This window comes from Calditrichia bacterium, from assembly GCA_020634975.1.
In the GTDB taxonomy this organism is placed as follows: domain Bacteria; phylum Calditrichota; class Calditrichia; order RBG-13-44-9; family J075; genus JACKAQ01.
Map to the genome: position 1 here is coordinate 1 of JACKAQ010000001.1, position 23,764 is coordinate 23,764.

The window sequence follows — 23,764 nt, forward strand, 5'->3', positions numbered from 1 at the left end:
TTACTGCAATTACGCAAGGTCAAAGCGATCGAGATTCATGACTTTGTTCCAGACTGCAACAAAGTCGTTCAGGAATTTCTCCTGCGAATCGTTGCAACCATACACTTCCGCCAATGCCCGCAGTTGGGAGTTGGAACCAAAGATCAGGTCAACCCGGGTGCCGGTCCATTTGACTTTGCCGGTAGCGCGGTCGCGACCTTCGAACACGTTCGCATCGTTCGCGGTGGCTTTCCAGGTCGTGCCCATATCCAGCAGGTTCACAAAGAAATCGTTGGTCAGCGATTCCGGGCGATCGGTAAATACGCCGTGTTTGGTCTGTCCAAAGTTGGCATTCAACACGCGCATACCGCCAACCAGAACGGTCATTTCCGGTGCGGTTAACGTCATCAGTTGGGCTTTATCCACCAGCAGTTCTTCCGCTGAAATCGAGTATTTGGCTTTGAGATAATTACGGAAACCATCGGCTGCCGGTTCCAGCACCGCGAAAGAATCCACATCGGTTTGTTCCGCCGAAGCGTCCATACGTCCGGGCGTAAAGGGAACGGTTACCTTGTGTCCGGCATTCTTCGCCGCCTGCTCAACGCCTGCACAGCCGCCCAGCACAATCATATCGGCGAGGGAAATTTTCTTTCCGCCGGTTTGTGCAGCGTTAAATGCTTTTTGGATGCCTTCGAGCTTATCGAGCACTTTGGCGAGCTGTTTGGGCTGGTTGACTTCCCAATCCTTTTGCGGGGCGAGCCGGATGCGGGCACCGTTGGCACCGCCGCGTTTGTCCGAACCACGGAACGTGGAAGCCGAAGCCCATGCGGTGTAAACCAGCTCGGATACGGACAATCCCGAAGCGAGAATCTTGCCTTTGAGTGCGGAAATGTCTGTGTCGTCCACCAGTTTGTGGTCGCATTTTGGGATGGGGTCTTGCCAGATCAATTCTTCTTTCGGCACTTCCGGTCCGAGATAGCGGGAAACCGGTCCCATATCGCGATGGGTTAACTTGAACCACGCCCGGGCAAAAGCATCGGCAAATGCTTCCGGGTTTTTGTGGAAATGCCGGGAGATTTTTTCGTATGCCGGGTCCATTCGCATGGCCATATCTGCCGTAGTCATAATGGTGGTTACCCGTTTGGAGGGATCGTGTGCAGCAGGTGCGAGGTCTTTTTCCGCCACGTTTTTCGGCTGCCACTGCCAGGCGCCTGCGGGGCTTTTGGTGAGTTCCCAATCGTAACCGAACAGCATATCAAAGTAACCGTTGTCCCATTTGATGGGGTTGGGTGTCCATGCGCCTTCCAGTCCGCTGGTGATGGTATCGCCGCCTTTACCGCTGCCAAAGCTGCTCTTCCAGCCAAGCCCCTGTTCTTCGATGCTGGCGGCTTCGGGCTCCGGACCAACCAGCCCGGCATCACCGGCACCGTGGCATTTGCCAAAGGTGTGTCCGCCGGCGGTGAGTGCAACGGTTTCTTCGTCGTTCATTGCCATTCGGGCAAAGGTTTCGCGGATGTCGCGTCCGGCAGCTACCGGGTCGGGCTTTCCGTTGGGACCTTCCGGGTTAACGTAAATCAATCCCATCTGAACAGCAGCGAGCGGGTTCTCAAGATCGCGCTCACCGGAGTAGCGTTTGTCGCCCAACCATTCGGCTTCTGCACCCCAATAGATATCTTCTTCCGGCTCCCAAACATCTTCCCGCCCACCGGCGAAACCAAATGTTTTCAACCCCATCGATTCGATGGCGCAGTTACCGGCGAGGATCATTAAATCGGCCCAGGAGATTTTGTTGCCGTATTTCCGTTTGATCGGCTGGAGCAGAAAACGCGCTTTGTCCAGATTGGCATTGTCCGGCCAGCTGTTGAGCGGCGCAAACCGTTGGGTGCCGGAACCTGCGCCGCCGCGCCCATCGCCAATGCGATACGTGCCCGCACTATGCCATGCCATGCGGATGAACAACGGGCCATAGTGTCCGTAATCTGCCGGCCACCAGTCCTGAGAGGTTGTCATTAGTTTATAAATATCATTTTTTACTGCAGCAAGGTCCAGGCTTTTGAAGGCTTTTGCATAGTTAAAATCTTTGCCCATCGGGTTGGATAACGATGAATGCTGATGCAAAACATTTAGGTTTAACTGGTTTGGCCACCAGTCCCTGTTTTTGGTGCCGCCACCGGCAACATGGGTTACCGGGCATTTACCTTTGTTACTCATGGGTGATTCTCCTTTATTTGTTTGGAAATACGCACTTCGCTATACTGCATTGATCAAACAGAGCCGTTTATATTCTGCTTTTTTTCCTGACATCTGAATCCGTAAAATATAAAAAACCCTTACCCACAATCCACCGTTTTTCAATATTTCATATGTTTGACCACATACCACGGCAACGTTGGAAAACCTGATTTGCCGCATACAAACCCGTGTCATTTCGTTGGGAATTTGAATTGTTTTGGAGGTACCCGGAAAGATTCGGCTTGATCTTTCGGTCATTCATTGCTCAACAGTAGATGGAGAAATTCCGGTAATTATGTGATAACCATCTACTTACTCACTCACCGTTTGCTATTTTGGAGGTTCCGCTATTGTGATGACAACACTACCCTTTTTATGCCCTTTATCAACATATCGGTGCGCTGCAACAATATCCGCTATCGGGTATTGCCGGTCAACGACTGCTTTTATTCTTCCAGCTTCAATCAATTCTTTAACAAATATCAAGTCTTTCTTTTTGAAAACAGCAACACCTGCAACCGCTTTTTGGCGGCTGAAAATTGCCGTTCGGAGAACCTTCAGGTAGTCCGGCAAACCCGCAACAGCCAGCAAAAAGCGTCCGTTTGAGGTTAAAGACGCCTTGCATCCCGCAAATGTTATTTTTCCGACGGTATCAAAAATAATGTCATACGTTTCGCCGTTCGTTGAAAAATCTTCTTTGGTGTAATCGATTACGGCATCCGCACCCAGCGACTTCACCAATGCGACATTGGCAGTACTGCATACGCCGGTAACGGTTGCACCATAATATTTGGCAAGCTGAACCGCATAAGTGCCCAATCCACCGGAAGCGCCATTGACCAGCACTTTATCTCCCGCTTTAATTTTTCCGAAATCTCTCAAATAAACCAATGATGACAATGCCCCAAACGGAACGGCAACCGCTTCTGTAAAGGACATATTTTTCGGCAGCGTTGCGATCGGTTCTTTTTCCGGTATTGCGAGATATTCGGCATAAGCGCCCATATTGCTGGTGCCAAATACGCGGTCACCGCAGTTGAATGATGTTACATTTTTGCCAACCGTTTCAACAATCCCTGCAAACTCCATCCCCAAAACAGGTTTTCTGGGTCTGTTGAAACCAAACACCAGTTTAGTGATCATTTTGAAACCGGTCGGGACATCCAGACTCCTCAACCGATAATCACCCGAAGTAACAGTTGTTGCAAGATTTTTTACCAACACTTCGTTATCTTTCACTACCGGCTGATCGATATTTTTTGATACCAGCACTTCCGGCGGTCCGTAACGCTCATAAACAATCGCTTTCATACTATTCCTTCTGGTTATGTTGATAAAATTTAATATTTCAGCTTTTACTGTTGTTGCAAGGCAAATCGTGAACACCAACCAATGATTCGAAATTTTGCAACGGTAAGTTGCAGTAAAAAAAAGTTGCGTTTCAAGATAAAGTGGATGAGCGGTTATTCAAATTTTATTTAGCGTCTCTATCTCATCAATCACACATCCGTTGATGCATTTTTAAGAAATTCCCAAAGCGGTGAATAAATTTGTATTTACCACTTGTTTTTTTATTATAAAAATTGGAAAATATGTTACTCACATGCCAGCCAGATACTCACTGTCGTAACTGAATGACATGTAATTAAACAGCATTTTCCGGCATCTTTGAATATTAAACGGGCGGTTTATGTTACTGAAGATTGACTGTCAAAATCCCGATTGCGGAACGACCTATCAAATTGAATCAGCCAAAATCCCGTTGCACGGCGGAAAACTTACCTGCCGTAAGTGCCAGCAAAAGATAAACATACCGCCACGAGGCGAATTGGAAAAAGCCACGGAAACCCCTGTGGCAAGCCCTGTCGTATCACACCAACCGGCGGCAACCCAGCCGAAACAATTGCCCACCTTACCCCGTTTGGAAGCGCAAAAACCGGTTGCACCAATCGTTCAAAAACCCGATACAAAACCTGCTGCAACCGCAGTTGCTGCGGCGCATACCAACGGCAAATCTCCGGCAACCAGTAAAATTCCCACTTTTTTGGTGGAGTTGCGTCAGGTGGTTGAGGGGTTACAATCGGAGGTTGCGGAAATCCGTTCGCTGATCAACAATCTGGATACCAATGAACAAATCGCCGCGTTACGCGCCGATATTGCGGCACTTGTGGAATCTTTTGCCGATTTGAGCAGCAGCACCGGCACCGCAATTCCAAAAGATCCGGATGATGATAACGATACGGATAACGAAACCGACGATCTACCAATTGAGATTGATGAAACCAATCTCGCTATTTTTGCCGGGTGGTTTAGTGAACACAACTTTTTGCTAAAGGATGTGCGTATCCCACAAGATGTGGATGGTATTTACGACCGGCTGGCAATTGAACTGGGCGAAAAGTTTGACGTGCTATCCGGCGTTTACGAGGTGATCAAACGATATGTCAATTCCGGCAATTATTTTCATTACCAATTGCAGGAATATAAACCGGAAGATATTTCCGTAATTGTGAATTATTGCTGCAAACTAACGCGATACGCCTTTTTACGATCCAAATACAAATCGTCGAATCCGTATAACCGGCGCAACCGAACCATTGCCGCTGCGCCGCAGCGGAACGGCAAAGTCGTCAATTTTTTCACCGGCGGTTGGCTGGAACGGTTTGTTTATCGCCAGATCTGTAATTTAATGGAAATCGTAAAAGTGCCGTATCATGCGGTTGTCAATCCCCAAATATCCTCAGAAAACGGCGATGCCAACGAGTTGGACATTCTTTTTCTGGTGAACAAGCAACCGTTATGGATTGAATGCAAAACCAATAATTATCAGGATCACATCCAGAAATATGCGGATTTGCGCAGACGGATGAACATCCCGCGCGATCAGGCAATGCTGGTGGTGTTGGGGTTGGACGAAAAACTGGCGGCGGATCTCACTGATATTTGGGGATTAACGGTGCTGAACGAAAAGAATTTTATGGAGCATATTGCCCGGGTGCTGCGGGTGTTGTCCGGTAAAATTTCTGAAGGAACGGCGACGGATGACGATACGGATGCGGAAGGGTAATTCGGCAGGTTTGCCAAACCATTACATCAATCAACGGAAATCGCTTTGCTGATTGATCCCCACTTTTCGATTTTATCTTTCAATTCTGCGGGTTTTATGGGTTTGGATGTGTAATCGTTCATCCCTGCGGCGATGCACTTTTCCCGGTCGCCTTTCATTGCGTGGGCAGTCATCGCGATGATGGGAATGTGCCGTTTCCCGGAATCCAGTTTGCGAATTTCTGCGGTGGCGGTCATTCCGTCCATTTCGGGCATTTGCACATCCATCAACACCAGATCGTACACATCATTTTGAATCGCCGACAACGCCTCCACACCGTTCGAAACAATATCAATTTCGTAACCCAATTTGCGCAAGGTAAACTGAGCCACTTTTTGGTTCACACGATTATCCTCCGCGAGCAAAATTCGCAGCGGGATATTGGAAGTAGCAGTTTCCGGCTGCGTTGCAGCGGTTTTGGACGCCTGCGAAATTGCCGCTTTATCATACGGTTTTCCGAAAACCCGGTTGATGCAATTAATGATCATCTGTTGTTTGATGGGCTTGCTCAGGAATCCTGTAAATCCGTAATCTTCCAACATCGGCGAATCAACTTGCTTTCCGATGGGGCTTAACGAAATTAATATTGTAGATTTGGTCGACTCCATCATTTTAATTTTGCGGCTTAACAAATCGCCATCGATTTTGGGTAATTTGGAATCCAACATGGCGATATCGAACGGGGATTGTTTTTGAACAGCATCGGACAGCTTGTTGAGTGCTTTCTGGCTGTCCGCAGCAACGGCTACGCGACATCCCATTCTTAATAGCTGTTCTTTTAGCGCTGCGCGATTATGCGAACTTCCATCGACAATCAAAATGTGTTTTTGGGCAATCAGGTTATTTGTCGGTAATTGTTTCGCCGGTTGCGCGGATTGTTTTGGCAATGTAATTACGAACCAGAATGTCGACCCTTTTCCGGGATTGCTTTCCACACCAATATTGCCGCCCATCATTTCCACAAGCTGTTTGGAAATTGCCAATCCCAAACCGGTGCCGCCATATTTTCGAGTTGTGGATGCATCCACCTGCGAGAACGATTTGAACAATCTGTCCAGCCGGTCTTTGGGAATTCCGATGCCCGTATCGCTTACGCTGATGCGAATGGTTGCTTCTGTTTCGCTTTCGGATTCCGCTGTGCAACGAATGCAAACATTCCCTTTATTCGTGAATTTGATAGCGTTGTTGCCCAAATTCACCAAAATCTGACGAATCCGTCCCGGATCACCCATCAGGTTGACCGGTACTTTGTGATGCAGAATTGTGGAGAATTCCAATTGTTTCTTTTGCGCGGGAATCGCCAGCACATCGGTCAAATCTTCCAGCGTGTTGCGCAAATCGAAATCGACGATATCCAGTTCCAGTTTTCCGGCTTCTACTTTGGAATAATCCAGAATATCGTTGATGACCGTTAATAAAGCGTTGGCGCTATTACACACCGTTTGGGCAAACTGGCGTTGCTGGAGGGTTAAATCTGTTTCGATCAGCAAACCGGCCATTCCCAGAATACCATTCATCGGTGTCCGGATTTCGTGGCTCATGTTGGCTAAAAAATTGCTTTTGGATTGCGACGCCTGTTCCGCTTCCTGCTTTGCCAGGCTGAGCGCGGCTTCTGTTTTTTTACGAACCGAAATCTCTTCCAGCAATGCATCTCTGGAAACGGTTGTCCGTTTCAGGTCGGTTACCATCTGATTAAAACCGGCTGCAAGCTCCCCTATTTCATTGTTTGAAACAACTTCAATTCGAGAATCCAAATTTCCCTGACTAATGGCCAGGGTGGCATCCCGCAATTCGATAACCGGTTTGGTAATTCTTTTGGACAAATACAAACCTGCAACAAATGCCAAAACAAAAATAAACAACAGGCTCAATAGCGATAATTTCAGTTTTTGAATAACCGGATCGTATGCTTCAATTAAGGGCAATTCGATAACTACCGCCCAATCCGGTGTGCGCAGCGGTTCGTACGTGGTAAAAACGTAGGTATCGAGAATACCTTTGCCAAAGGTTAATTCCGTATTGTCCCTGAGTAAATAATCGTTGAGTATAAAATTTTTGACCGCCTGCAGGCTGGTCAGTTTATCTCCTCTCATCACCCGGCTAACATCCTCAAACGCCAGCAGGTTGCCAGCACGATCGACAACAAACGCTACGCCATCCGTTCCTACCTGAATATTCCCAACCAGATCCCACATAAATTTTAGATTGGTTTCCGCAATGAGCATGCCGGTAAAATCGCCAAAAATATCTATTACAGCGACACCAACCAGCAACATCGGTTCGCAAGTTATTTCATCAATATGCACCTGACCGACGAACGGTTTTCCCAACCGCAAACGCATTTGAATAGAACTTAATTCCTCGGTAATTTTGATGGGAACCATTTTTGATTGGCGTGAAACACCGATAATTTCGTTACCCTGCGGATCGGAAAGCGTTATGCTATGAAAAGAGTGCTCTTTTCCCAACAACCGTTCCAAAATCAGCTTTTTTTCAGATTGTTCGTTTGCGGAAAGATTGGTTAATGAGACAGTTGCATCCAGCAAATTCAACTTATCTTGAACAAAACTTTTTACGATAAATGACGCATTTTGGGCGATGCGTTGCTGTTTATCCGCTATGGCAATATTTTGGGTTTTAAGGCTAAAAAAAATGTCGCTAACGATGGATACAAACAAAACTATCAGACTCAATCCCAAAAAAGCGATTGCAAGGGTAACTGTTAAACTTCTGGATTTCATTATTTTTTACCTCAATTCCCAAACCCGTTACCGGATGATTTCATCGGCACGACTGATCAGCCCTTCGGAAACTTTCAGCCCATACTGTTGCGCCAATTTGTAATTGATCTTCAGCCGGGAAATGGGTGTTACAACCATTAGCGCACCTGCAGGTGAGCCATGTAGAATTTTATCTGCTAACAGCACAGCTTGTTTTCCCATTTCGGATAGATCGGGCGTAAAGCCGAGAACGGTTTTTTCTCTATAATACCCGTTTCCGTTCCCGATTATCGGGATTTTGAACTCCTCTGCAAAAGCTGTAATCATCGACCAACCAACAAGGGAAAGGGAATAATGATCTGGCATCATTAAAATAGCATCGAAACCGACATCTTTTGCAGCACGACGTTTGTCCAAATCCGCCTGAATATCGGCGATTCCGTTTATTTGCACTTCTTCCAATTGGATATCCGTTTGAGCAACGGAACGATGCAACATTTCGATGGCGACTTTATTTGGTGGATAATTTGAATCGCATGCAATCCAAACACGTTTAACGGACGGCGCCAGTTCGCGCAGCAATTCCAGCCGCATTACCGAAATATCCGGTCCGGGATAGCGAACGCCGGTAATATTTCCACCGGGATGAGGAATGGTTTCTACCAGATCGTTACCTTCGATTCCCGCCATCACAAAAACGATGGGAATATTGGTTTCGCGGGTCAATTTTTTTACCCAAAGGGTGGTTTCGGTGGGAAAGGTTAAAATCAGGTCTACGCTATCTGCTATTATTTGCCGGATTTTCACCTCATCTTCCGGTTTTTTGGGATTAACGCGAAGAAAATTGTAAAAAACATTTTCACTTTCGATGTAGCCGTGGTCGGCCATGCCATCCGTGAATCCCTGGATGATTTGCTCAAATGTTTCTATTCCAGAAACGATGGCAATTTTGTAGCTTTTTTGATCCGATTTTTGCGGGCTGCACCCGCAGAAAACCAATGGCATCACCAGAAACATAACAGCTAATATTGTATGCACGGTTAAACGGAGGTCTTTAAAACTCATTTTAATTCCTGTATTCGTTATCTGATGATTTCATCGGATCTGCTCAATAGACCTTCGGGAACAGTGATCCCCATTTCCGTTGCTGCTTTGTAATTTAATTGGATATAGCTTTCGGAGGAAAGCACCGGTATCGAGCCGACTGATTTGCCATTTAATATTTTCTCTGCCAATCGAGCCGCCTGTTTACCGGTAGCTACGGGATCAATATTTACACCAAACAATGTGGTGTAATTTTCGACCAACACGCTTGTACCGACTACAGGTATTTTGTTTTTCGACGCATATTTACCAATAGCCCGGAACGCCTCCGGCACCACGGTTAGCGGCTCTGCCAGAAACAAGATGGCATCGAAGCGGTTTTGGGATAATTGATTGAAGTTTTGTTCAATTTCAGCGGCATCGGCAGCCGGTATTTCAAAAATTGATACATCCGCTTTTTCTGCGACTGGCTTTAACGCGTTCAGTTGACTGGCAACTATCGGATAATCGCGCTGATATGGTATACAAATCCGCTTTGTATTCGGCAACAGCTCCATCATTATTTCGAAACGTTTGATAGCGATATCCGGTCCCGGATAGCGAATGCCGGTAACATTTCCGCCCGGATTGCGCACATTGTCCACCAATTCCGTTCCCTCAATGTTCGCCACCGCAAAAACCACCGGAATTCCGGTTCCTTCGGTAATTTTTTTAGCTTCTTGCGTGGCTTCCGTTGGGAAAACAAAAATCAGATCCACCGAATCTGCAACAAATTGCTTCAAAATCTGTTGATAATTCGCGATGTCGAAATTGGTTCTCTGAAAATCAAAAACGATGTTTTCTCCCTCAACAAACCCCAATTCCGCCAATTCATCTATAAAACTATCAGCTGTAGCAGACATATATTCCAATCCGCAAAGAATGCCCACATGCTTTGTGGTTACTTCCAATGTTTTTTCGGCACATCCGCTCAAAAATATTTGGGTAAAAAACACCGCAACAACGGTCAACTTACGGATATTGTTTACTAACAAACTATTTTTCATATCAAAAACCTTATTGATATTGTATTTGTATCACTATAAATGATTCCGGTATCGGGATGATTTCAACAAAATCGAAAATCGGAATCGGATAAACGCGTATCTATCAATCGTGCAAATCCTTCCGGCTACATTACAATGATAATAATATTCGAGTTAAACCGGCCGATCTTTACATGCTTATTAATTCCTAATTGTTTGTGCAGATTCTGTATCGCCATCTGATTTTTTCATAAAAAATGTTATGGGGTTAACTGATATTTGAGGCTCAGTCGAGTGATCAAAAAAACCGGCGGTAAGTAATGGCAATTGATTCTGCCAACTTGTATTCGTTAATCGATAACCGAGGTACAAAGCATGCAATTACAGTCTAACGAAACATTTTTTCTGACTTTCAGCGTACTGAAGGTTGGTGCGGGGAGATTGGATTCAATGAGTGTGGTTGGGCTTCCCAAACCGGTTTACGGGTTCTTCTGCAACAGAATGCCCATTTTGATAAATGTTTGCTCACGGTAAATTTCGTTGTCCGATTGACTATCGACAATTACAAAATCGAATAGAAAATTGTTACTGATAAACTGTTTCAAGCCTGCAGAAAAATATTTTACCGCCTGATATGAATTTTCATCATCCGATAGTGGATCCGGGCGATAAAACCCGATAGACAGGGTTGTTTTGCGACTTAAGGGAAAAATCAGGTTACCGGAAAACCCAACTGTATTGTCAATCCCCATGCTGCTTTGGCCCCAAAAAACGGTGATTGCATTCCCGGTAATCCACATTTTTTCAAACAATTTTATTAACACACCCGCATTAAATTTATCAGGAAGTGTTGACTCAAACGCATTGTTAATTTGAACTTGTGTGAAACCCGCGCTGCTGGAATTGCCGGTTGTTAGCCGTGCATATGAATCTTTATAGTTATAATTTCCAGAGATTGTTGCCCCTTTTTCATAGGTTAAACCGAACCTGATTCGACGGTTGTGATCATAAATCAAGCCTGCTTTCCAATGAAAAGCCAAATTTGTGGCAGTAACAATTACTCTTGGGATTCCACCTGAGTAGTTAAAAAAATCCAGGTTGGTTTGAAATCCGGCGCTCAATTGACGATCTACGCCGGGAAATTTTTTTAACCGGATTGCTGCCATAAATCCCGCACTGTAAATATCTGTTTTAAAAACCGGCTTAAAAGCTGCCGTGCTTAAACTGTCGCTATTGCCATTCGTGGTAATCGGTATTTCGTCAAGTTCTATATTAGCGGTATATGGACGGCTAAATCCCAAACCAATTCGAAAATCATTAAACGGTTTTACAATGCCAAAAGACTGTGGAAGCCATGCCAGGTTTTGGTCGATTGTTAAATCATCATTCAAATCCAGCCGGTTGCGGTATTCCATCGCGATACCACCGGATATTGTTTCGTAATCAACCATCAACGCAGGATTGGTCACCGAAATCGTAAACGGGTTTGATATCGTATTCGAAAAAAAACCGGTGCTATTCAACGCCTCAATTTTAAATCCCTGTTGAAACAAGCTAAGGGATTGGCTGGTACGCTGGGGATCATCCGCAAACGCCAGATGTATAAATAAAATCATCGAAACAAACAATCGTCCAGAGTATTTTATTGAATTGCTTTGCATCTGTTAACCTTTTGTTTCAAATGAAATTACAGCACCCGTAAACCGATACCGACCAGCAGTTGGAATTTGTTTGCCTTTTCGTCAACTTCAATAGTATTAAAATTGATTTTAACACCGCCGGTAAAAAAACGGCTCGAAAATTCTATTGACCTGATATTGTGCCATCAGATAAAAGTTGGTGCTTTTCATTGTATCTTTGTAATTTCTTAAATCAAAACGTCATCATCTGGCAATTTATAATAGCGACTGATGTGTTTCTCAGAATATCCCGTTATCCAGTGGATTGAATTTCCCTTTTTGTCATACATATTTATGCCGATGCCGATCGAAACCGCTTCGCCAAAAAATTTATATTCAGTAGTGTTGTAAACGCCAGCCGTATAATCTAACTGTCCGATCAGAAATGGCAGTTTCGCCGGGATCAAATGGGCTTGCACCACAAAATTTTCTGCCCTGCCGGTCATTACGCCAAGTTGGATACCCGATTCAAAAAGATATTTTTTCGGATAATTTGCGGTCCGCAGTGGATAATTTACATTTGTAAAACGAAGGATAAACCACCCATATCTGAAGCAATTTCAATATTTGGAAAAACGTTGCTAATTTGGGCGACAGCAATTGAATCCCGTGTTACAATTTTGGCGATAACGCGATAGCTGACAATGCTCCCGGATGGCAGCTGAATACCGTATTCAAAAACGTTCCGGATTTCCTCATGAATGATCGATTGGTTTTTAATATGAATGGCGGTTTGCCCGAATGTATAACCGCAGAAGACCGTTAACAATAGCAGGATTCCAGCAAATCTGGAAAGTGATAGCTTCATTAAAAGTTCTCTATTCACTAAAAATTTCGGGCAATATTTTCAGGGCAAAAGAAAGATATTGCTGCGACAACAAATATTCAATTAAATTTCATTTCATTCCCACCGGATTAAACCCAGCGGGAACGAACTCTGTGCCAATTCAAAAACAGAACATCCGTGCGGTTTACTGTTGAATCACATCAGAAATAAAAATTCATTCCCAATCCGATATGGGTGGTTGTCTCACTCACCTTAAATTCACGGGTTCCTGTTCTCGTGCTGCCAGGAGAGGTATCCCTGAATTCGAAAATGCCGCTCCGTTTCATATAATTAAACCGGATAGCCGAAAAAACCGATAGCGACGGATTAAACAGGTATTCCGCACCAAATCCCAGATTTGCAAGAACAGGCGAATTCAAATCTTCAATAAATTCTTCGAAATTATCTGAATATGAATAGCCTTCCGGTTCAATCGGTTCAACAAATAGATCTTCGTTCTTGTAGCTGGAAAATGCAAATTGTTTCCCGATACCTGCCAAAACATACGGGCTAACCGTTTGCTGCTTCACCCGTTTCAGATAAAATTTTACGCCAATGCCAACATTGAGAAATTTGTCGTTGTTTGAAATTTTTGCTCCGAAATCATAGTTATTGAGCGGGTCATCGTATCGATTATGGTATTCAGTCACGATTTCGTCATATCCGGTGCTATATCCCACATTTAGCGTCGCACGAAACCGTTGTGATAATGAATAACTAAACTGACCTTCCATCAGTGTCATGCTTTTCGATACAGAAAAAAGTGAATAAAGCCCATTCCCATATTCATAAATTTCACCAGAATAAACTTCACCCGAATAATACGGGATATAAAAATCCCGAATGACCACCGGTAGCTATCATTGGCTGGAGGCTGGTCCTGCGTCTGCGAAATAGTTTGATTTGGGTTTTGCGGTTGGGTTGCGGGAAAATCCCCGTTTTGGGCGAACAAAAGCATGGGTAACAATAGAAAAATGAGCGCTTTCATAACATACCTTTCAGATTAATAGTTGTGTGGCACAAGTATTATTCAAATTTACAATAGATTCATTTTCGATTAAATGATTTAGCTTAGCTTTTTAACTCAACTATTGCATGTTGCACAACCCAAAACCGGATGCTAATCAACAGTTAACTTCTGTATTGAATGCCTTTTTGATGCGCTAAACACAAGTGATACAATTCACGCGCCAATTTTCAAAATTGTCTGTAAGCTATTTTATTTTATATAGTTTAGGTAAAATTATTTGGTAAGCGAATAGTAAACGATGATTACAGCGAAAGACATTCGATGTCACTGAAGCATAAAACAGATTTTGATGAGCTTAGGTTGGTAATGCAAACTTTATTCAAATTTCGCGGTGAATCATCAATGACTTCATTGACAAGCTTAACATGATCACTTCTATCGACATTGAAAATAGAATGGCGTCACCGACGGGATTTGTCGCTAAGGGCAGCTATGCCACCTGTTTCCCCAAAGCTTCAACTAGCTACAAATGGTTGCAGGACCCGTGTTAAAAAATTAGCAAGCTCATAGCATTCCCATTGTTGATAGCTAGGCAATATTGCTTTACAGCGGCAGCGATAGGTATGACTCTTGCCATTTTTATAACCTTGTTCCAATGCCTGAATCTCGGATTCAGACAGGTGCGAGATAAATCGTTTCTTTCGGCTCATTACCCATTTCAAAACAAAACTTAATTAATTTCAAATATTTTTGTCCAATTACTTAATATAAATCTTTATTAATCAATAGGTTGCCACAATTGAGGATGCGGTTAGTTGTGCTGTGATAATCTCTTGTTGCGTAAAATAGTATCCGGAATTTACCGCCCATCAATCGGTTAAATGATTGCTGGGTTGCTTTATTGGGATGTTTTAAACCTAATATATGACCTAATTCATGTGCAATCGTTCGACTCAATGAACCGACTTTAAACGGCATTGTTTCTGTGAGCAATGCTTTTACAGGTGCTCGGCCATTCGTTTTTTATCTGTCCATAATCCCACATAAATACGATTAAATCGGGGCTGGCGTTACCTTGCGAGGCTTCACCTAAATACGGCACTAAGAATATGTGAATTAAACTTGGTTTGACCGGATCATAATTAAACAATTTATTTAATTTTTTTATACGTTTCGAATCGGATTTACCGTTTTCATCCCGCTCTGCACTCACAATTCCAGCAATCAATCCGGACTTGTTTGGTGGATTTGTTGTTTTATCAATTGTAATCTGTTCGATCTGAAATTGAATATTAGCAAACTGCCAAATACGGTTGACTTCCGGCAATACTACTTCCCTAATATCCTTTTCAGATATCCAACTTTTCATGCGTAACCCATCTTTCACCATTTCCAAATCACTGGCAATATGAAAACTTATTTCCAATAGAATCGGTTGTTCAGATGAGGGTTCCTGCCCAAAAGCACTAAAAAACAAATTTATGAATAGCAAAAAAATATTGATTTGTATCGCATCCATTGCCCTTACGATTAATGATTACATCGAAAATCAGAAGAATTGTCGGCAGATCCATCCTTTACGTTATCAAAATTGAGCCCTTCATACAAGAATTGGTTAATTTGTTTGGCATACGCCCAGCCAAACATTTTTCTAAGTATTTAATAGAACTGTGCTTTGGCTACAGACGATTGGCTATCAATGTTTAATAAATCGGTTTTCCGACCACATGCCAAAGCCCTGCCACTATCCCCGATCAATCAATTTTCCACTCCAAAATTGCAGCATTTGCACCGGTTTTCGGGAACACCTCCAGTCTTGCGGCATCCGCTGTCACGGTTTCGTAAATCACTTTATTGAACTGATCCGGCGCGTTTTCCCAAACAGTGTATGGATTAAAAGCGGTGTGCCACTCCCCTTCCACGAGCAGTTGCACCCGCCATTTTTCCGGCACCTGATAATTGGTTGCGACATCTACAAACCAATAAATTTGCGATGCGGAAAAAGCTCGCGGCGTGTCAAATTCATATACTACGCGCAACGTATCGCGGCGTTCAGCCCATGCAAAATAACCGTTTCTGGCGTCGCGGGAACTGGCGGGTTGACGCGCATCATTCAACGCCGCAATACCGCTGGCATCGCCTTCGACGACGATTTTCGCCTGCTGCGCCAGTGACGGCGCACCTTTTGGGAATGTTTTTTCCGGCTTCTCCGGCAGCCAAACGGCCATTTCGCTCATCCCGCGATGTGCCCACGCAAAGTAAGGAATTGCCGTTAAATCAACCGGTTGCGAGGCATCCAGCTTGCCATCTGCTGCCATTGTTGCAAGTTGTCCGGTGAAGCGGATGGCGGTCACATCGCCGGGCAAATCGTCCCGTCGCTCAACGGAGAATGTGGCATTTTCCGGCAACAACTTGTCCAGCACTTTGTCGTCCGGCTGATCAACACCTTCCAGACAATAAATGAGCGGACCGCGCTGCAACGCCATTTTCCCGGCGTTTTCGGTCAATTGTTCACTCGCCTGCACGCTGCGAACGGGCATCGGCAGATTCAATTCCAGCACCTCTCCCCCGCTCCACTGCCGCTCGATCACCGCAAAACCGTTGTCCAGTTTCGTATCGATCAACTCGCCGTTCAGTGCCAGCGTGACCGGCAATGAATCGTTTTTCGAAAATTGATACAATCCACCCGGCAACGCTACATTTTGCGCCCAGCCGGGAATGCGGATGTGCAGCGCCATCGGCGCAGTCGGTGCACTCTCAATAGTAATCTGCACTTTTCCGTCGAACGGATAATCGCTGTGTTGACTAATTTTCAGTGATGCTTCGCCAACCGGAAGTGTTGCCGCGCTGTTCACAAACAAATTCACAAATACAGAATTGCCGTTTGTGCCGTAAACATATTGCCCCAACGCCGGCATAAACCGGCTCATATTGGTGATGCAACAGTTGCAAACCATCCACTCAAAGCGTTCGTGATAGCCTTTGCTGGCCAGCACGTTCGGATAAAAAAAGTGATCGCCGTGCAGCGAAACGCCCGCCAGCAGCGTGTTATACAGCGATTTTTCCAGCACATCGAGAAATTGCCCATCGCCGGTGGATTGGAACAGCCGGAAATTCCACATCACGTTGGCGATTGCCGTGCAGGTTTCCTGATACGCGCTGAAATTCGGCAGCTCGTACGCCCGCCCGAAACGTTCGCCAAAGCCCACCGCGCCGAGCCCGCCGGTGATATAAAATTTTTTTTGAACCACATTATTCCATAATTTAAGGCTTGTTTCCAGATAACGAGAATCACCGGTAAGTGCGGCAATTTCCAGCATCGCCATGTTCATATATGCCTGCCGAACGGCGTGTCCGACCGCTTCTTCCTGCGCCAACACCGGTTGGTGATCCTGTGCATATTCGCCCATCGATTTGCGATCGTTGGCAAAAACGCCCCGCTGATCGAGAAAATATTTGGCGAGATCGAGATATTTTTGTTCCCCGGTAATGCGATACAATTTCGCCAGCCCAATTTCAATTTCCTGATGTCCCGGCGGATGCTGGATGCCGTTGGGACCGAATGTTCTCACCACCAAATCCGCATTTTTGATGGCGATATCCAGAAAATTGCGTTTTCCGGTTGCCCAAAAATGCGCGGCTGCGGCTTCGTACAAATGCCCGAAATTGTACAACTCATGCCCAAACGCGAGATTTGCCCAACGCTTATCGCCGGAACGGCGCGTCAGCCAATCGGGTTTATTTTTGAGTGCGGTGTAAATATATCCGTCCGGTTCCTGCGCCGAGCCGATCAGCCCGATCAACGAATCGACATATGCATCCAGTTCCGGGTCATCGGATTGCGTCAGCCAGTAGCTTGCACCCTCGATGGTTTTATACACATCGGTATCATCGAACGGATAAACGCCGCCCTGCTCGCCGGTTTTCAGTCCCGCCGCTATCGCAAAGTTGTCGATCAGCCCGTGCGATTCGCATTGCGAAAACGCATGCGGAATGGTCACGTTCCGGTTGCTCGCCAGCCTGTCGCCCCAAAACCCGGGCAAAATTGTTACGTCATTCAACGCTACGGATTGTATCGGAAAATCCCGTTTTTTGGTGGATTCACAGCCCCAAAACGTTGATAATATTGCAATTGCGAAAAGAACACATTTGGTCGAGCGAATCATCGATTCTCCTGTTTTTTGCGAATTTCGTCCAATCCCGGATAGAGATATGTCCAGCGGATATTGCTTTCAATATAGAATAAATCTTCCGCAATGCGAAAATCTTCCGCTGCCAGCGCGTTGCTGATTTCCATATTCTGCCATTCGGTGGTCGGGTGGATGAATTCGTATTTACCCGGAGCAGTGGTCACTTTTACCGGCATATCGAACGCGGCAATTTCCGCCACCCAGCGATAGCGCATGTTGTGCGAATCGCCCATTTTGGTGAGCATAATTTCCAGCTTCGGAATGTCGGTTGTCTGGAAATATTGGGCAAAAAAGCTGTCCAGATTTTTGCCGGTTTTCTGGTTAATGTAGTTGAAAACGTCCACCGCGTCGATACTTTGCAAGCGAAACTCCTGTTGCAACCCGCGCAAAATTTCGATCCACAGCGCATCGTCGGCAATCACGTTTCGCAGTGTGTTTAGCACCAACTGCCCTTTATTGTACATATCGCCGGAGCCGCGTTTTTGCACGTTGTAAATGCCCTGAATCGGGATATCGTTCAGCACACCCTGTTTTTTGCCATTGATATATTTCAGCGCTTCGCCGTAACCCCACATTTCTTCGATATATAGCGCCTCAGCGTATGCGCCGAAACTTTCGTGAATCCACATATCTGCGATGTCATTCGACGTCACATTATTGCCCCACCATTCGTGCGCGGTTTCGTGAACGATGATAAAATCGAATTTCAGTCCAACCGCCGCCGGCGCACGACCGCGATACCCACCGATGTACCAGTTGCCATACGCCACCGCAGACTGATGCTCCATTCCCGTGTGCGAGCAATCGACAAGTTTGAATCCGTCGTCGTAAAACGGGTATTTCCCGAAATATTTTTCGAATGCGTCCATCATTCCGTGCACTTGTGCAAAGTGCTTTTTGGCTTTTTCCAGATTTTCCGGCAGCACGTAATAATCGAGCGTCAGCGTGTCGCCATCGATTTTGCTGGTGTATAATTCCCGAAAATGGGCATATTTGGCAATATTCATCGTTACGCAATAGCTGTTGATGGGATTTGACACAAACCAGTCGGAACGCGTCCAGCCGTCCGCCAGCTCAGTGGTGCCGCGCAACCTGCCGTTGGAAACATTTTGCAATCCCGGCGGCGCGGTGATACGGATCATCATGCTGTCCGGCTCGTCGGATTGGTGATCTTTTAACGGCCACCACAAATTGGCGCCATCCCCCTGGCAGGTGACCGCAATCCACGGATTTCCGTCGCTGTCGCTATCCCAACTGATGCCGCCTTCCCACGGCGGACGATGTGCTTCCAGCGGTGTTCCGCCATAAAATACGGTAATCGATTCCTGTTCGCCTTTGGCGATGGTTTTGGGCATGTGGACAAAAATGAAGTCACCGTCGCGATCGTATTTCAGCGATCGTCCGTCCGAAAACACAATTTTTTCGATGTTCAGCAAATGGTGGAGTTCGATCTGCATTTTGGAAAATGCAGCGGTGCTGCGAAAATGGATGGCGTTGTTGCCGCGAATGGTTTTGGTTGCCGGATCAACCCGCAAATCGAGATCGTAATACGTCACATCGAAACAACTGCGTTCCGGCGTCAGCGTGCCGCGCAGCGTATCTTCACGGGTAAATGGCTGGGCAAAAACGGATTGGGCAAAACTACTGAGGCAAATCAAAAGCAGTACTAAACAGGCAGGCTTTCGGAACATGGATTCTCCTGTATTCGGGTTATTTTTGGTTCGAAATATTAATCCGCTTTTCCCGAATAAACAAGAGTGCCCACCGGAAATTTGCATCTCCGGCAAATTACATTCGGACACTGAAAAAAATGGCGCTACCGGAATTGGGTGATATCCACTGTCAGTCCGTAATCTGGCAGCCTATTTTTCTTTCTGATTTTCCAAATTCAAATCCCCCTAAACCGTCCACAACGTGCGATCCAAACTGCGGTATTGTATCGCTTCGCTGATGTGTTCGGGCAAAATGGATGCGTTACCGGCCAAATCCGCGATGGTTCGTGATACTTTCAAAATCCGGTCGTATGCCCGCGCGGAAAGCCCCAATTGGTTGATGGCCATTTTCAGCAAATTTTGCCCCTGTTCATCCACTTTGCAGTGATTGCGGATTTCGCGGGGCAGCATATCCGCATTGCAAAACAAATGTGCCGATCCGGCAAATCGCTGCTGCTGAACTTCGCGCGCTTTTTGCACCCGTTCCCGAATCGCAGTCGATTTCTCGCCGCTTTGTTTGGCGGCCAAATCCTGATATTTTACGGCGGGAACTTCAATCTGAATATCAATCCGATCGAGCAACGGTCCGCTGATTCGCGACAAATAGCGTTGAATTTGCGGCGGCGCGCAACTGCATTCCTTTCCCGGATCGGTGTAATAGCCGCACGGACAGGGATTCATCGCGGCTGCGAGCATAAAATTTGCGGGATACGTTATCGACAGCAGCGCTCGCGCGATGGTTACTTTGCCGTCTTCCAACGGTTGGCGCATTACTTCCAGTACATTTTTTTTGAATTCCGGCAACTCGTCCAAAAACAGCACACCGTGATGGCTGAGGCTCACCTCGCCGGGACGGGGAAATTTGCCGCCGCCGATTAACCCGGCATCGCTGATGGTGTGGTGCGGTGAACGGAACGGACGGGTGGCAATCATTGCCGAGTTGTTTTCCAGCAGTCCGGCAACGGAGTGGATTTTGGTGGTTTCCAGCGCTTCTTCCAAAGTGATCGTCGGTAAAATGGTGGGAATGCGTTTGGCTAACATGGTTTTACCGGAGCCCGGCGGGCCAACCATTATAATGTTGTGTCCACCCGCTGCAGCAACTTCCAGCGCGCGTTTGACGTGCTCCTGACCTTTCACATCCGCAAAATCGACCTGATAGTGGCGGCTCACTTCAAAAATTTCGTTGAGATCGACGTTGTGCGGCGCGATTTCTTCCACGCTGTTCAAAAAATCGACCGCCTGGCGCAAATTATCGATCGGGAACACTTCCAATTCTTTGATCATCGCGGCTTCGCGAACATTTTCGGTGGGCACCAGCAATCCTTTCATGCCCATTTGGCGAACCATCCAGGCGATGGAAAGCACGCCGTGCACCGGGCGCACGGCGCCATCCAGCGCCAGTTCACCGACGATGACGTGATCCTGCAGCCGCGCTTCGGAAATTTCGCCATAGGCAGCCAGCAAACCGATGGCAATCGGCAAATCGTAACCGGAACCTTCTTTGCGAATATCTGCCGGCGCCAAATTGATGGTCGTTCGCTTTTGGGTCAGCTCGTAACCGGAATTTTTGATGGCGGAAGTCACCCGTTCCCGGCTCTCCCGAACGGCGGAATCGGGCAATCCGACCATCGCGACGTTCTGTAAACCGCGTTCCAAACTGGTTTCCACTTCCACCAAATAGGCGTCAATTCCCATTAATGCGGCAGATTTCACTTTCGATAGCATTTATTCTCCTTTTCGTCATCCGGTAAAAAACGCCGGGAGTCACTGCAATAGTCGCAACAATTTGTTTGAAAAATATTTTGAAATGTGTCCGAATTTATCGTTTTCAGCCAAATATTCAACCCATAAAATGATTTTTTTTAGCATCCATTATCTACCAAAAAATTATTTGAGAATTATTTAACGTAATTTCGGAACCGTTAAAGCGTGTCACCTAGCATCCGATTATTGAGATGAAATGAAAAATGTCAGGAAGTTAGATTTGGCAAATTCAATTACAGCGCGTTGCGGAATCGAAACCAGAGTTGGAACATGCAATTGCATATCACATATTTCAACTGAGTTAAATCAATGAATATTAGTAATATAAGCACCATTTTATCATCTATTGTCCAGCGGTTAAAAAACCTCTCAATGCCCCCAGGTACACCTGACAATGAAATCGAATCGATTCGCCTGTTCAATTACGCAAGCTTGATAGTCGCCTGTGTCACCTTGCCGGACACCATAAACGCGATCAAACTTGGCTATCCGGCATTAATTTTCAGCAAGGTAATCGGGTCAGTGTTTTATCTGATTACGCCCTATCTCTGGTTTATCCGCAATTTACTCACCAAAAAGCTGATTCTTTATTGCGTTTTGATAGCCAATATTTTTGTCTCCGCATCCACTTTTGGCGCAGAAACGGGATTTCATTTCAACTTTGTATCCATGCTATTTGGCAGCATGTTTGTATTTGATCTGGAAAAAAAGCACGAGTTGTTTATCACTTATTTTTTTCCGATGGCAGCGTTTGTTTTGCTGGAAGCTACTGATTATTCTCTATTTGCGGTTCCAAATCTGGATGTTTCTTATCAAGAATATCTCCTGTTCAAAAATTTTGTGGTGGTGTTAATTTCCGCCCAATCATTTGCGTTGATTTACCGGCATCTTAATCGAAAACAACGTCTTACAATCCACAATGCGGTAACCGAACAGGAAATGCTCAACAAAGAGCTGCAGCGCTCAACAGAATTGCTCAGAAATATCACTGAAAATATCGATGAAATTTTTTGGGTTTTGGAAAAGGGACGGTTGGTTTACCTCAGCCCAGCATTTGAAAAAATATATGAAATACCTTCAACCACATTTTTGGAGAAAAAAGATTACGCGGATTTTTTGGTGATTCCTGAAGATTTCGAACGATTTACGGCAGCGATAAAATCCCCGACATTTGCCCAAAAAGGGTTTCTGGATATCGAATACCGGATCAAAACCAAAAGCGGTGTGACCAAATGGTTGCATACCCGCACCTTCCCGGTAATCCAAAATGAAAAAATATTGCGGATTGTTGGCTTAACAGAAGACATTTCCCGGCAAAAACAGTTGGAATATGACCTGATTGCCGCACGGGAATCTGCAGAAAAAGCGGCAAATACCAAATCGGAATTTTTGTCCACCATGAGCCACGAAATCCGCACGCCGATGAATGCGGTAATCGGAATGTCGTATTTGTTACTGCAGGGGAACCCGCGCGAAGATCAGATGGAATTTTTGAAAACGCTGCAGTTTTCTGCGAACAATCTGATGTCGCTGATAAATGATATTCTGGATTTCAGCAAAATTGAGGCGGGGAAAATCATCATCGAGCACATCGATTTTAGTTTGCATGAATTGCTCGAAGGTGTGTATCTGGCATCCGGGATAAAGGCGCAGGAAAAAAATATTGAACTAAATCTCATAACCGATCCGACGCTGCCAAAACACGTAACCGGCGACCCGGTTCGGCTTACCCAAATATTGAACAACCTTATCAGCAACGCTATCAAATTTACCGAAAAAGGTTTTGTAAATATTGATGTTAAATGTGTAGAAAACCACAAAGAGCGTGTGCAAATATTTTTCAAAATAAAAGATAGCGGCGTTGGCATCACACCGGACAACCTGCCACATATTTTTAACAGCTTTACCCAGGAAAGCTCTGCCACAACCCGTAAATTTGGTGGAACCGGATTAGGTTTAACAATCACCAAACGGTTGCTGGAATTGCAAAATAGCGATATTTTTGTGGAAAGTATCCCCGGAAAAGGGTCTGAGTTTTACTTCACTCTCGACTTTGGCAAAACAGTGGGAATGCAAGTTGACAACTTTGAATCCGCACTAAATTTCCGGCAAGATGGACACGGTTTAAAAGGTGCAAAAGTGCTGTTGGTGGAAGACAATCGTGTGAACCGACTGGTTGCCGAACGCTTTTTGCAAAAATGGGAAGTGATGCTCGATTTTGCAGAAAACGGCAAAATTGCCGTTGATTGCGTACAAAATAACACATATGACCTGATTTTGATGGATTTACAAATGCCGGAAATGGATGGCTATCAGGCGACAACCGCAATTCGAAGCATGGATTCCGAGCACAATAAGTCGGTGCCGATTATTGCGCTCACCGCCGAAGCCCTCACCGAAGTTCGGGAAAAAGTACTGAACACCGGCATGAACGATTTTATCACCAAGCCTTTCAAACCGGACAATTTGTTCAATACCATTTCAAAATATTTGGGGAACGCCAAATAACGTTCCCCA

The 23,764-nt window shown here is 45.5% G+C and carries 15 protein-coding genes; 2 read left to right on the forward strand and 13 right to left on the reverse strand.

The features are described from left to right. Positions 1-9: 9 nt before the first annotated feature. Both katG and H6629_00010 read right to left on the reverse strand, forming a co-directional pair. Positions 10-2,190 (reverse strand): catalase/peroxidase HPI, encoded by a 2,181-nt coding sequence (gene katG / locus H6629_00005; GenBank protein MCB9066175.1) that lies wholly within the window; start codon positions 2,188-2,190, stop codon positions 10-12. A gap of 351 nt (positions 2,191-2,541) precedes the next feature. Beyond that, positions 2,542-3,522 carry an NAD(P)-dependent alcohol dehydrogenase gene (locus H6629_00010; GenBank protein ID MCB9066176.1) on the reverse strand — a complete coding sequence of 327 codons (981 nt, stop codon included), beginning with the start codon at positions 3,520-3,522 and terminating at the stop codon, positions 2,542-2,544. Between the two features lie 379 nt (positions 3,523-3,901). Here H6629_00010 and H6629_00015 point away from each other — a divergent pair, with 379 nt between their 5' ends. Next, a complete protein-coding gene (locus H6629_00015) occupies positions 3,902-5,278 on the forward strand; it encodes a zinc-ribbon domain-containing protein (GenBank protein MCB9066177.1) in 1,377 nt (458 codons plus the stop codon). Between the two features lie 26 nt (positions 5,279-5,304). Here H6629_00015 and H6629_00020 read toward each other — a convergent pair whose 3' ends face one another. The 11 genes from H6629_00020 to H6629_00070 form a co-directional block, all read right to left on the reverse strand. After that, the gene (locus H6629_00020) at positions 5,305-8,058 is read right to left on the reverse strand and encodes a response regulator (protein ID MCB9066178.1); all 2,754 of its coding nucleotides are present in this window, start codon (positions 8,056-8,058) and stop codon (positions 5,305-5,307) included. A 27-nt stretch (positions 8,059-8,085) separates the two neighbouring features. After that, a complete protein-coding gene (locus tag H6629_00025) occupies positions 8,086-9,102 on the reverse strand; it encodes an ABC transporter substrate-binding protein (GenBank protein ID MCB9066179.1) in 1,017 nt (338 codons plus the stop codon). A 17-nt stretch (positions 9,103-9,119) separates the two neighbouring features. Continuing rightward, a complete protein-coding gene (locus H6629_00030; GenBank protein ID MCB9066180.1) occupies positions 9,120-10,127 on the reverse strand; it encodes an ABC transporter substrate-binding protein in 1,008 nt (335 codons plus the stop codon). A 458-nt stretch (positions 10,128-10,585) separates the two neighbouring features. Further along, positions 10,586-11,521: a hypothetical protein gene (locus H6629_00035; protein ID MCB9066181.1), complete on the reverse strand. Its 936-nt coding sequence runs from the start codon at positions 11,519-11,521 to the stop codon at positions 10,586-10,588. A 452-nt stretch (positions 11,522-11,973) separates the two neighbouring features. Further along, the gene (locus H6629_00040) at positions 11,974-12,231 is read right to left on the reverse strand and encodes a hypothetical protein (protein ID MCB9066182.1); all 258 of its coding nucleotides are present in this window, start codon (positions 12,229-12,231) and stop codon (positions 11,974-11,976) included. Between the two features lie 68 nt (positions 12,232-12,299). Continuing rightward, entirely contained in the window at positions 12,300-12,554 is a 255-nt protein-coding gene (locus H6629_00045) for a hypothetical protein (protein MCB9066183.1), read from the reverse strand. Between the two features lie 218 nt (positions 12,555-12,772). Beyond that, positions 12,773-13,354, reverse strand: a complete 582-nt coding sequence (locus tag H6629_00050) for a hypothetical protein (GenBank protein MCB9066184.1) — start codon at positions 13,352-13,354, stop codon at positions 12,773-12,775. A 1,194-nt stretch (positions 13,355-14,548) separates the two neighbouring features. Then, positions 14,549-15,100 carry a hypothetical protein gene (locus H6629_00055; protein MCB9066185.1) on the reverse strand — a complete coding sequence of 184 codons (552 nt, stop codon included), beginning with the start codon at positions 15,098-15,100 and terminating at the stop codon, positions 14,549-14,551. Between the two features lie 235 nt (positions 15,101-15,335). Continuing rightward, positions 15,336-17,747 (reverse strand): glycoside hydrolase family 127 protein, encoded by a 2,412-nt coding sequence (locus H6629_00060; protein MCB9066186.1) that lies wholly within the window; start codon positions 17,745-17,747, stop codon positions 15,336-15,338. Beyond that, positions 17,744-19,462, reverse strand: coding sequence for a M1 family metallopeptidase (locus H6629_00065; protein MCB9066187.1), 1,719 nt, complete (start codon positions 19,460-19,462; stop codon positions 17,744-17,746). The genes H6629_00060 and H6629_00065 overlap by 4 nt, the downstream gene beginning before the upstream one ends. 207 nt (positions 19,463-19,669) lie before the next feature. Further along, entirely contained in the window at positions 19,670-21,208 is a 1,539-nt protein-coding gene (locus tag H6629_00070; protein ID MCB9066188.1) for a YifB family Mg chelatase-like AAA ATPase, read from the reverse strand. Between the two features lie 411 nt (positions 21,209-21,619). Between H6629_00070 and H6629_00075 the strand changes: the two genes are divergently transcribed. Further along, on the forward strand, positions 21,620-23,755 hold the full coding sequence (locus H6629_00075) for a response regulator (GenBank protein ID MCB9066189.1): 2,136 nt from the start codon (positions 21,620-21,622) through the stop codon (positions 23,753-23,755). Positions 23,756-23,764 lie beyond the last annotated feature (9 nt).